Genomic DNA, 12,447 nt, shown 5'->3' with positions numbered 1-12,447 from the left:
CTTGTGTTTCCCCTTATCCACTACATCAGCAGAATCGTCTTCCGATCGCTGTTATCCCCGGATTCCTTTGAACTTATTCTCATAAGTTGGAATCCTAGTGATAAAGGCGAACGCTCACGCTTCTTCAGACCATTTCTGCTGCCTCCGTTCAGGGGCAAACGCCAAACTTCCCAATTTCATATATGTTGGCTGTGCAACTTACTTACGGGTAGCAATAACGGATGTTCCCGTCATCTCTTCCGGTTGTGGCAATTGCATCAGGTCAAGAATGGTTGGCGCGATATCGGCCAAAATTCCACCTTCACGCAAAGTTACATTTGGATCAGTTACGATAAATGGAACCGGGTTCGTTGTGTGAGCTGTGAACGGACGTCCTTGCTCATCAAACACCATATCCGCGTTACCATGATCCGCAGTGATCAGCACTACGCCGCCTTTGGCAAGTACCGCGTCTACAACGCGACCCATGCACTCATCCGTCACTTCAACCGCTTTAATGGTAGGCTCCAGCATACCGGAGTGTCCAACCATGTCAGGGTTAGCAAAGTTCAGGATAATCGCATCGTGTTTATCCGCTTCAATCTCACGGACTGCTGCATCGGCTACTTCATAAGCGCTCATCTCCGGTTGCAGGTCATACGTCGCCACCTTAGGTGAGTTAATCAGCACGCGAGTTTCGCCTGGAAGCTCTACATCACGGCCGCCGCTGAAGAAGAAGGTTACGTGCGGGTACTTCTCCGTTTCTGCAATACGCAGTTGTTTTTTGTTATTCTGTACCAGCACTTCACCCAGCGTATTGTCGAGGTTTTTAGGCGAGTAAGCCACATAACCTTCAACTGTTTCGCTGAACAACGTCAGGCACACAAAGTGCAAGCCTACAGGGAACTTCGGCCCACGATCGAAACCGCGGAAATCGGAGTTCGTGAATACTTGCGACAACTGGATTGCACGGTCGGGACGGAAGTTCAGGAAGATGACGGAATCGCCACTCTCTACCAGACCTACCGGCTCACCATCCGCTTGAACGATAATCGTTGGTTCAACGAACTCGTCAAATACGGATTTCTCATACGATTCTTCAACCGCTTTGAGTGGATCAGTGTATTTCGGTCCATCACCGTAAACGATGGCGCGGTAAGATTTCTCCACACGCTCCCAGCGTTTGTCACGGTCCATAGCATAGTAGCGGCCTTGAACCGTTGCGATTTTACCTACACCCACTTCATCAATCTTAGCGATCAGCTTCTGCATGAAGTCTTTACCACTATCCGGCATAACATCACGGCCATCCAGGAAGGCATGAATGTATACTTCATTCATTTCTTCTTTTTTAGCCAGATCCAGCATCGCGAACAAGTGGTCGATGTGACTATGTACGCCACCATCGGACAACAAGCCGTAGAGATGAAGCTTTTTACCGTTCTGTTTCGCTTCGCGCACCGCTTTGACAAGTGTTTCATTGTCATAGAACTCGCCGTCACGAATCGATTTGGAGATACGGGTCAAATCCTGATATACGATCCGGCCGGCACCAATGTTCAAGTGACCTACCTCGGAGTTCCCCATTTGTCCTTCCGGCAAACCTACAGCCTCACCGCATGCAGTCAAAGTTGTGTGTGGGAACTGGCTCATGTAACGGTCATAGTTCGGTTTTTTGGCTTGCGCTACCGCATTGCCTTCCACCGTGTTACGCAGACCGAAGCCATCCATGATGATCAGTGCTACAGGTTTTGGAGCTGTCATCTTACTTCGCCCCCTCAACAAGCGCGATGAACGAAGCCGGCTGCAAGCTGGCACCGCCAACAAGTGCGCCGTCGATGTCGCTTTGTCCGAGGTATTCTGTTACGTTTTCCGGTTTCACGCTGCCGCCGTATTGGATACGAACCGCATCTGCAACCTGCTCGTTGTACAGATCCTTCACCAATGTACGGATGTAAGCAATAACTTCATTCGCATCTTGGGATGTAGAGGATTTACCTGTACCAATCGCCCAGATTGGCTCATAAGCGATAACCACTTGTGCTGCTTGCTCAGCAGTCAGACCAGTGAAAGCTGCTTCGGTTTGCACTTTACATACGTCTTTTGTTTGGTTGGCTTCGCGCTCTTCAAGCGTTTCACCAAGGCAGAAGATTGGAGTCAATCCATGACGGAATGCTGCATGCAACTTTTTATTGACAGTCTCATCGGTTTCCGCAAAGTACTGACGGCGCTCCGAGTGACCGATAATCACGTAATCAACACCCAGTTCTTTCAGCATGATACCGCTGATTTCACCAGTGAATGCACCGTTGTCTTCGAAGTGAAGATTTTGTGCACCGATTTTGATGTTAGTGCCTTTCACAGCTTCTACCAGGGATGGCAGGTTTGTAAAAGGTGCGCAGATTACTGTTTCTACGCCTGCGACTTCCGCTTTTCCTTTAACTTCCTGAATAAAGTCATTGGATTCGGAAACCGTTTTGAACATTTTCCAGTTACCCGCGATAATTGGTGTTCTCATTGGTTTCAACTCCTTCATGCTATAGCTTAAAGCTTACTTGTCGTTCAATGCAACTACGCCTGGAAGCACTTTGCCTTCCATGAACTCGAGCGATGCACCGCCACCTGTGGAGATGTGGTCCATTTTGTCAGCCAATTTGAACTTCTCAGCTGCCGCTGCAGAATCGCCGCCGCCGATTACTGTGTAAGCAGATGTTGTAGCACAAGCTTCTGCTACTGCACGAGTACCGTGGGAGAATGGCTCGATTTCGAATACGCCCATAGGTCCGTTCCATACAACCAGTTTGGAGTTTTTAACAACGTCAGCGTAGATCTCACGTGTTTTAGGACCGATGTCGATACCTTCCCAATCTGCAGGAATGTCGCCAACTTCAACGATTTTTGTGTTTGCGTCTGCACTAAAGTCGTCAGAGATTACGATATCCACTGGCAGGTAGAAGTTTTTGCCCAGTTTTTTTGCTTTTTCGATAAAGCCCAGTGCTACATCCAGTTTGGACTCATCCAGCAAGGATTGACCTACTTCGTGGCCTTGAGCTTTCATGAATGTGTAAGACAGACCACCACCGATGATTACGTTGTCTGCAATGTTGAGCAGGTTGTCGATCACATCGATTTTGTCTTTTACTTTGGAACCACCGATGATTGCTGTGAAAGGACGCTCAGGGTTGGAGATTGCTTTACCCAACACATCAAGCTCTTTTTCCATCAACAAACCGGACACTGCTGGAAGCAAGTGAGCGATTCCTTCGGTCGAAGCATGTGCTCTGTGAGCTGCGCCAAATGCATCATTAACGAATACATCAGCGAGTTCAGCAAATTGTTTTGCCAGTTCCGGATCGTTTTTCTCTTCGCCTGCGTGGAAACGAACGTTTTCAAGCAACAATACGTCGCCATCGTTCAATGCCGCGACTTGAGCTTTAACCGCTTCACCTACGGAATCATCCGCTTTAGTAACCGGTTTACCGAGCAATTCAGACAAACGCTCAGCTGCTGGTGTCAAACGCATGGATTCTACAACTTCACCTTTTGGACGTCCCATGTGGCTCGCCAAGATCACTTTTGCACCTTTTTCGATCAGGAAGTTGATCGTAGGCAGTGTTGCACGAATACGTTTGTCATCTGTAATTTTACCATCTTCGAGCGGCACATTGAAATCTACACGGACAAATACCCGTTTTCCATTCAATTCGATATCGCGTACACTTTTTTTGTTCATCTCTATTTCCTCCGCACCCATGTATTTGGTGAACCTTTCAAGAGCTGAATCCCTTGTCAGTCCTGGTGTTCATGAGAAATTAACTAAATATCCATATATAAAGAGCGGAAACAATAACAATCTGTTTCCGCTCTATGTTATTACAGATATTACTTGATCATTTTTGCAAAGTGCTCCAATGTGCGAACCAATTGAGCTGTGTAGGACATTTCGTTGTCATACCAAGCTACAGTTTTAACCAGTTGTTGGTCGCCAACAGTCAGAACTTTAGTTTGAGTTGCATCAAACAGGGAACCGAAAGTGATTCCTTGAATATCGGAAGATACGATTTCGTCTTCAGTGTATCCGAAAGTTTGTGGATCGGAAGCTTCTTTCATTACTGCGTTAACTTCTTCAGCAGTAACTTTTTTGCCCAGAACAGTTACAAGCTCAGTCAGGGAACCAGTAGCTACTGGTACACGTTGAGCTGCACCATCCAATTTACCTTGCAGTTCAGGGATAACCAGACCGATTGCTTTAGCAGCACCAGTTGTGTTAGGAATGATGTTTTCAGCTGCTGCGCGAGCACGACGGAAATCACCTTTAGGGTGTGGAGCATCCAATGTGTTTTGGTCGCCAGTGTAAGCGTGAATTGTAGTCATCAAACCTTGAACGATTCCGAATTTGTCTTGCAGTGTTTTTGCCATAGGTGCCAGGCAGTTTGTTGTGCAAGATGCGCCGGAGATTACAGTTTCAGTACCGTCAAGAATCTCATGGTTTACGTTGTAAACGATGGTTTTCATGTCGCCAGTAGCTGGTGCGGAGATAACAACTTTCTTAGCTCCACCTTTCAAGTGTTTCTCAGCTGCTTCTTTCGTTGTGAAGAAACCAGTACATTCCAGAACGATGTCTACACCCAGGTCTCCCCAAGGCAGTTCTTCAGGGTTACGGTTAGCAAGTACTTTAACTTCTTTGCCGTTTACTTTGAAGAAACCATCATGTACTTCAACATCGCCATCGAAGCGACCTTGAGTTGTATCATATTTGAGCAAATGAGCCAGCATTTTAGCGTCAGTCAAGTCGTTGATTGCTACAACTTCAATGCCCTCTACATTTTGAATACGGCGGAATGCCAAACGACCAATACGTCCAAAACCGTTAATACCTACTTTAATCATGAGTAAGTTCCTCCCAAGTTTTGATTAGTTTTTTATGAAACTATATATTCAAGACAGACGGTGAAGTCCGTCAAGACAACAAGAGTTATGTTCAAAATAAAACCATTTCATCTCTGGTAACGATGTTATTCCATTTCTGCAACGATGACTTCGGCCGCAGCCTCATCAATAATCAGAATATCTTCCTGTCCGAACCGCAGTACGGAATGGATAGCAGCTGCCTTGCTTTTGCCGCCCGCAATACCGATGACCACATCTGTGCGTTCGATATCCTGAAGCCGCATACCCAGTGTAAGCATGGTATGTACCACCTCACCCTGATCATTAAAGTAATACCCGAAGGACTCCGATACGGCCCCCTGCTCCTGAAGTTCGTCGATGATCTCAGGTGCAAGCTTGCGTCTCTTCGCCATCTCCACAGCATCACCAATGCCATGAATTACGATGCGCGATTGCCTGATTAGCTGTAAAATCTCCTGAACACCCGGGTCCTGGATCAGCGATTCATAGGCATGGTCACTAAGCAAATCCGGTACATGCAGGAGTTTGTATTGAGCCCCTGCCCGCTTTGCCATTGTCGATGCAATCGTATTCGCCTGTATTTCCAGGCTTTCTCCCAATCCGCCTCGTGCTGGCACAAACCAGACACCCTTCAGCGAAGTAGGCGGTGTGAGTTGTTCTGCAACACCTGCCGTTGTTGATCCGCCTGTAACGGCGACAACGTCGTTGTCATTCATGATACTGCCGAGAGCCTTCGCTCCGGCTCTTCCAAGTTCCCTCTTGGCAAAAGGAGATACGTCCGAATCGCCAGGAACTACAACTACCTTTTGCAGACCGTAGGCTTGCTTGATTCGTTCTTCCAGCTCGGATAATCCGAACAGCTCTTTCGCGACAGGTTCTAACTGCTGCAGCAGATTATAACCCGCCTCGCTGATCTTCATCCCTGCACTGTCAATTTCGATAAGTCCCTGAGCCTTTAACAGATCGGTCTCAGCTCTCAGAACCCGCTCGGTCATCTGCATGGAATTTGCTAACGTCCTCCGCCCAATCACATCCGATAACATGATCTGGTGCAAAATCGTATAGCGTTTCTTCAAGACATCCATGAGATCGGGCAGAAGCTGCTTTTGCACTTCCAAGATCGTTCGCATGCTTTCCACTCCCGCAAGCTTCATGTTCCAAGCTTTCTGCATGGCCTTAAAATGTCCCGGGTTAACTTTTTAGGTCCCACGTTCATTCTACCTAAAACTGACGCGAGATGCAAGTGTTTCGATTGCTTATTTCGACAGGTTAGCAGGCGTTTGTACGCGCCTATTTTCACAACCTTTACACATCGAGATAAGGAAATGAGGATCTCACACCATATATAGAAGAAGTGCTCACATAACATCTATATCTTGCTGTGTTTCATTTTCATAGGGCATGTCCAAAACCTCTAATAGCATGTACCGAAATACAAGCTTTATCCATTCTTCTTCATCATGATCATTTCCGAATCAATTCAAACCACCTGCAGAATAGCTCGAACCTTTCATGGAGGAACGTGAGCCCTATCGCGCTAAGGAAAACCACACCATGTTCATGCAAAGCAACTGCTTGCAATTCACCAGTGCATAAGCTATAATCATTATTGCTGTCACATAATTTGCGCCCGTGGTCCAATGGATATGACGTAGGCCTCCGAAGCCTGAGATCCAAGTTCGATTCTTGGCGGGCGCGCCACTACATTTTTAACAGCTCATAATGCATTTAACCAACGAAACCGGAAAGGTTTCTTTTTTTTCAAACTTAGTTTGACTTTCTTTGACTTTTTGTTTGAGATTGTTTATGATGTGGTTAATACGGTAACAGTTTAAATATAAACACCCATTTAACATTTACATTTCCGAGGAGGTTTTTCACGTGAGTTATATTCCAATGGTCGTTGAACAGAGCAACCGGGGTGAGCGCGCCTATGATATTTATTCCAGATTGCTGAAGGATCGTATCATTTTCCTTGGCAGCGACGTGAATGACGTTGTTGCGAATGCCATCATGGCACAGATGTTGTTCCTGGCAGCGGAAGATCCGGAGAAAGACATTCACTTATACATCAACAGCCCAGGCGGATCCATCACAGCGGGGATGGCAATTTACGATACAATGCAGTTCATTAAACCGGATGTATCTACGATCTGCGTAGGTATGGCGGCTTCCATGGGTGCATTCTTGTTGAATGCCGGTGCAAAAGGCAAACGTTTTGCGTTGCCAAACAGTGAAATTATGATTCACCAACCTCTTGGTGGTGCACAAGGTCAAGCGTCGGACATCGAAATCCGTGCACGCCGCATTCTGAAAATGCGTGATACCTTGAACCGCATCATCTCCGAGCGCACTGGTCAACCCCTGGAGCGTATCGAAAAAGATACAGATCGTGACTACTTCATGAGTGCTGCTGAAGCAGCCGATTACGGTATCATCGATAAAGTAATCCAAAACGTAGGCTCCCAAGGCATCTAAGCTTTAGCTGCCTGGAGACAACGAGAATAAGCGCAGGGCGGGCATCACCTGAATTTAGGTGAGCACGCTCTGCGCTTTTTAATTATAACAGGCAATATCACCACCCGGTCGTGGGGTATATTGCCTGCATAAACCAGAAGCCCCCGTCATTCTTGCTTCGACGGAGGCTTCCGGTTTATTATTTTTCACGAAGAAACGGTATAAGTGCTCTTGACTTGAATTTAATTTATTTTATGATTTCATCTAACCTAATACGAACTTACTTCTCCGAAGCTACGTTGCTGAATGGTGCGGTTCCTTTAGGCAGAATATCCTTGTAAGTGAACTTGAATTCAGGGAAGCCCTCCGCATATGCTGTGTACTCATACAACTGGAAGAATACCACTGCACCTGTTGGCGTCACGTAGAAATCCTGATCTTTGTTAAGGCCTTTGTAGCCACTCAAGTATCCCGTGTTCGCTTTCAGTTGCTCGCCAACCTTTTTGCTGATCGTTTCACGCATCGACTTGCTATTAGCAATTACATCATCCAGTGTCAGCTCTTTGCCAGTGTCGAGTGCAAACGTGTGACCTGTACGGTAAGTCATACCGTGTGCGCCTGCATAGTCCTCATAACGTTGAGTGATCAGACCCAGTACGCCGTTCTCATTGTAACTCACCACATACGAAGCTTCGAATGCATATGGACGATTTGCAGTTGCTCCACCAAATTCAGACGTTTGTTTTTTGAACGCCGCAACAGCGGTGTCTACTTCATCTTTGAGCACCTTGTTAATCGCAGCTTCTGCCTCTTTGCTCGCCAGTCCGCTCACTTGCGGGTACTGCACATCCACCTCAGCATTTTTAACGGTTACATTCGCTTTGGTCGATTTCACCTGTACGTTATTTTGTTTCACCTTGCTCAGGGTCAGTGTTTTGGTTTTGGCATCCCAGCTACCTTGTACACCCAAATAATCTCTCATTGCAGAGAACGGGATGTACAAACGACCCTGGATCAACTTTGCTTCCACTTGAGGATAAAAACCATTAATATACACGTTCGGCTGTCCATCCATCAAACTAACAGTCATTGCATTGTTCGCTGCAGTTACGGTATATGACTTTGTTTTTGCATCATATTTCAATGTCCCGCCTGCTACATCCTTAACTGCTGTCAGCGACACCCATGTAGATCCACCTTGGAGCAACCCTTTTTGCGTGAGGGTTTTACCGCCTGATTTCAACGTTACTTCAGCCGGTGCAGTTACTTTGGAAGATACGGATGCTGCTTGAACCGATTGATCCATCCACGCTGTACTTCCTCCCATAATTACACCTGCTGCCAATAATGCACTCGTCCACTTTTTCCATGTTTTCATCTGTAAAACTCCTCTCTAATATTTCATTTAGGTTTAATGCGTATGTAAATTTAATTAGATTTCATAGGCCATACGCTTGCCTCTTTATTATAATTAACCCTTTTTCGGAAAGGTTTACAGCTCCAGTTACAATGTTGATGAAAATCGTACGATATTAATCGCAGAAAATGAACGTTTTGTCACGAACAATGCTACAAAAACGACATGATTCGACCATCTCTTAGACAGGTAACACAAGTACTTTCTGACCCTCGCTTCCTCAAAGCCAGCATGTGCAACAAAAAAACACGGCCCCGAAGGACAGTGCTTTTGTCATTTTTATAAATTCTTAATATTTAATATTTTATCCCGTGATGTGCAAAATTCCTTACTTCATCTCATACGTGATATTCAGAACGGTGCTTACTTTGACCTGACCAGCCTCAATCTGTGTACCTGCATCTGATTCACTCTTCGCTTGCGACATGAGCTCTGATGCATAGAACACAGGAACATTAGCATCCGGCTGACTTACCGAAAGAACAGTACCCAGCTGACGTTTAACCGCTTTAGCGATCGCTCCTGCTTTCACATCTGCATTAGCTACCGCCTTAGCAATCACTTCGGATTCGTATTTCTCCGGATTCTCTACTGTAAAGCGTACATTTTCGATGTTGTTGGCACCCGCCTGGGATGCGGCATCCAGCAATTCACCAATCTTGTCCATATCACGATATGTCACTGTCAACGTGTGATGTGCTGTGTAACCTTTAATTTTCTGTCCATCTTTTTCGCTATACGTGTAGTTTGGTTGCACATAGAATTGACTGGTTTGAATATCATCTGCACTGATCTTCCATGTGTTTTTCAGCAAATTAGTAACCTTTTGGATCTTAGCAGCATTTGCCTTCTGTGCTGACGCCGCAGTATCGGCAGTACTGTTCACACCGATGGACAGATAGGCAATATCCGGCTTCACTTGAATCTCACCTTTACCTACGACATTGATTACATTTTGCTGTACGCCCTGAACTTCGGCAGCATAAGCGTAGTTTCCTGGAGCTACATAAGCCGTTCCTCCGACCAGCAACGAACTTGCCACCAGCACTGCACCAAACGGTTTCATCCATTGTTTACCCATTACGAATAACCTCCTCATATGTTAACTTCTCAAACTTGAAGCGATTTGATACCTTAACAGACGGGACAAATTCCATAATGTTGCACTTGACAGGCCGGTTTAATAAATTTTATATAAAACGCAAAAAAGCCCCTTGCGGGACTTCTTCATGGATTGAATTGAGTTCATGAGGCTTATTGGTTCTCAAGCTCTTCCTTGCTCACCAGGCTAACTAAAGCGTTTACAGCCTGATCCGCATCCGCGCCTTCAGCACTAATATGGATTTCTGTACCTGTACTGATCGCAAGGCTCATGATTCCCATGATACTTTTAGCATTTACTTTTTTATCGTCCTTCTCGACGAACACTTCAGATGAGTACTTATTCGCTTCCTGAACGAACAGTGCCGCAGGTCTGGCATGGAGACCCGTTTTCAAACGGACAACTACCGGGTGCTTTGTCATAGAAACTTACCCCCTATTATGAAATCTGGACATTAAATACACAATTATATTTATACAACATTATACCATTAACCCGTGCAGGACACTAGAAGAAAAAACATAGCCTCGGGCTTAGGCAAAAAATCCAGAGCCGAAGCCTCTCCTTCCCCCCACGAGTAACCCAACACGACCTGGTAAGGTCATAACAAACCTTAAACCTAAATGATTCGTTTCAACCTTCAACTTTAACGTTCCGCACGCACTTTCTCAGCAAGCTCATCAATCTTCCGAAGGCGATGGTTCACGCCCGATTTGCTCACCGTACCTTTTAGCAATTCGCCTACTTCCTTCAGATTGATATCGGGATGAGCAAGCCTTACCTCAGCTACCTCACGTAGCTTATCCGGAAGAGATTCCAGACCTACTTCCTTTTGCAGTAAACGGATATTGTCGATTTGTCTAACCGCCGCGCCAATCGTTTTGTTCAGATTAGCTGTCTCACAATTGACAATTCGATTCACCGAGTTACGCATGTCCCGCATAATTCGAACATCTTCAAACTTGAACAAGGCCTGGTGAGCACCAATGATGCTAAGCAACTCAATGATTTTCTCGCCTTCCTTAATGTATAGGATGAATCCTTTTTTCCTTTCTATACACCGGGCATTAAGATGAAATTCATTAGCCAAATCCACCAGTGCCTGACAATGCTCTTCATACATGGACGCAATCTCCAGATGATATGAGGAGCCCTCCGGGTTATTTACGGAACCACCTGCCAGAAACGCACCACGAAGATAGGCTCGCTTACAACAATTCTTCTCCAGTAACTCTTCATTAATGCCAGGAGTAAACAGGAATCCTTCAGAGACGATGTGCAGCTCCTTTAGAATCTCCTGAACCATAGACGGAACACGAACAATATACACATTGTTCTTCTTCAGCCGCATTTTTTTGCGAACCAACAATTCCGTATGCACTTGAAAATGCTTTTTAAGCAGAGAGTATGCCCTTCTTGCGATCGCAGCATTCTCTGTCGAAATATCCAAGATGACTTTTTTATTCGATAACTGCACTGCACCAAGCATACGGATGAGGGCTGAAAGTTCCGCCTGTTCGCAGCACGCTTCACTTTCAATCATCGTTAATTCTTTTTTGGTCTGTGCTGCAAATGACATGGGACTTCACCTCTTCCGTAACATCCAATTTTGAACCAGTTGGTAAATATGATGGCTGAGCTTATCAGCATCATGGCGCAGATAGGTTTTGAACAAAACCAGCGTATCTGCGACAACCTGATAACCTGAACTTTTCAGCACATTCATATCAAGAACAACCGGTTTTGCTCCTTTTTCCGCATACTTATTCTGCACTTGTAGCGGAATGTCACCATTGTTCACGATCACGTAGTCAAAGAGCTGGTGACCAATATGATCATGCACTGCCTTAAGATGATCACTCACTGTATAATTATCGGTCTCTCCCGGCTGTGTCATTACGTTACAAATAAACATCTTCACCGCATCCGTTTCAACGACAGCTTCTGCCAGTTTGGGCACAAGCAGATTAGGAAGGATGCTCGTATATAGACTACCTGGGCCAATAAGAATCGCATCTGCTTGGCGTATAGCCTCCACGGCTTCTGGCAACGGCTCCACGTGATCCGGTTCAAGAAAGACACGTTTAATACGCCCGCCTGCCTCAGGGATTTTGGACTCACCAGTAATAATTGATCCATCCTCCATCTCAGCGTGTAACACCACAGCTTGACCTGCTGCCGGAAGCACCTGACCCCTAACGGCAAACACGCGGCTAAGCTCCCGCACAGCGGTCACAAAGTCGCCTGATATATCCGTCATTGCAGCCAATATCAAATTCCCCAGGCTGTGGCCTGCAAGCCCCGCGCCTGTATTGAAACGATACTTTAACATGTCCGAAAGCAGTGGCTCAACATCTGCCAGCGCGGTGAGAACGTTACGAATGTCGCCTGGTGGCGGCATTTGCAACTCACTGCGCAAGATCCCTGAACTCCCACCGTCATCGGCAACCGTAACGATGGCCGTGATATCCATCGGCTTCTCTTTTAAACCGCGTAACATCACAGATAATCCGGTTCCGCCGCCCATAACAACGATTCTCGGACGTTCTCTCCGTGGTCCGGCCTCTTTCATCCCTTCACC

11 protein-coding genes and 1 tRNA gene are annotated in these 12,447 nt (G+C 46.1%); 2 read left to right on the top strand and 10 right to left on the bottom strand.

The genetic code is table 11. The features are described 5' to 3' along the window. Positions 1–198 precede the first annotated feature (198 nt). From gpmI to ACT89M_RS00915, 5 genes are all read right to left on the bottom strand, one after another. The gene (gene gpmI / locus ACT89M_RS00935) at positions 199–1,743 is read right to left on the bottom strand and encodes a 2,3-bisphosphoglycerate-independent phosphoglycerate mutase (RefSeq protein ID WP_308723437.1); all 1,545 of its coding nucleotides are present in this window, start codon (positions 1,741–1,743) and stop codon (positions 199–201) included. 1 nt (position 1,744) lies between these two features. Beyond that, positions 1,745–2,497, bottom strand: coding sequence for a triose-phosphate isomerase (gene tpiA, locus ACT89M_RS00930; RefSeq protein ID WP_308723438.1), 753 nt, complete (start codon positions 2,495–2,497; stop codon positions 1,745–1,747). Between the two features lie 33 nt (positions 2,498–2,530). Further along, positions 2,531–3,712: a phosphoglycerate kinase gene (locus tag ACT89M_RS00925; RefSeq protein WP_090924797.1), complete on the bottom strand. Its 1,182-nt coding sequence runs from the start codon at positions 3,710–3,712 to the stop codon at positions 2,531–2,533. A gap of 149 nt (positions 3,713–3,861) precedes the next feature. After that, complete coding sequence (gene gap / locus ACT89M_RS00920; RefSeq protein WP_056695277.1) at positions 3,862–4,869, bottom strand: type I glyceraldehyde-3-phosphate dehydrogenase; 1,008 nt, start codon at positions 4,867–4,869, stop codon at positions 3,862–3,864. A 125-nt stretch (positions 4,870–4,994) separates the two neighbouring features. Then, on the bottom strand, positions 4,995–6,020 hold the full coding sequence (locus tag ACT89M_RS00915; RefSeq protein ID WP_308723439.1) for a sugar-binding transcriptional regulator: 1,026 nt from the start codon (positions 6,018–6,020) through the stop codon (positions 4,995–4,997). Positions 6,021–6,516: 496 nt separating this feature from the next. Between ACT89M_RS00915 and ACT89M_RS00910 the strand changes: the two genes are divergently transcribed. Beyond that, positions 6,517–6,591, top strand: a tRNA-Arg gene (locus ACT89M_RS00910). 180 nt (positions 6,592–6,771) lie between these two features. Next, positions 6,772–7,368: an ATP-dependent Clp endopeptidase proteolytic subunit ClpP gene (gene clpP, locus ACT89M_RS00905; RefSeq protein ID WP_090924795.1), complete on the top strand. Its 597-nt coding sequence runs from the start codon at positions 6,772–6,774 to the stop codon at positions 7,366–7,368. Positions 7,369–7,627: 259 nt separating this feature from the next. Here the strand turns inward: clpP and ACT89M_RS00900 are convergent, their stop codons facing one another. From ACT89M_RS00900 to ACT89M_RS00880, 5 genes are all read right to left on the bottom strand, one after another. Further along, positions 7,628–8,725, bottom strand: coding sequence for a stalk domain-containing protein (locus tag ACT89M_RS00900; protein ID WP_308723440.1), 1,098 nt, complete (start codon positions 8,723–8,725; stop codon positions 7,628–7,630). 367 nt (positions 8,726–9,092) lie between these two features. After that, positions 9,093–9,845 (bottom strand): SIMPL domain-containing protein, encoded by a 753-nt coding sequence (locus ACT89M_RS00895; RefSeq protein WP_154891557.1) that lies wholly within the window; start codon positions 9,843–9,845, stop codon positions 9,093–9,095. Positions 9,846–10,018: 173 nt separating this feature from the next. Next, a complete protein-coding gene (locus ACT89M_RS00890) occupies positions 10,019–10,288 on the bottom strand; it encodes an HPr family phosphocarrier protein (RefSeq protein WP_090924792.1) in 270 nt (89 codons plus the stop codon). A 224-nt stretch (positions 10,289–10,512) separates the two neighbouring features. Continuing rightward, positions 10,513–11,445, bottom strand: a complete 933-nt coding sequence (gene whiA / locus ACT89M_RS00885) for a DNA-binding protein WhiA (protein ID WP_090924791.1) — start codon at positions 11,443–11,445, stop codon at positions 10,513–10,515. A 6-nt stretch (positions 11,446–11,451) separates the two neighbouring features. Further along, positions 11,452–12,438 (bottom strand): gluconeogenesis factor YvcK family protein, encoded by a 987-nt coding sequence (locus tag ACT89M_RS00880; protein WP_090924790.1) that lies wholly within the window; start codon positions 12,436–12,438, stop codon positions 11,452–11,454. Positions 12,439–12,447 lie beyond the last annotated feature (9 nt).

Source organism: Paenibacillus sp. NN59 (genome assembly GCF_057597225.1).
This window is presented reverse-complemented; position numbering and strand designations above follow the sequence as displayed.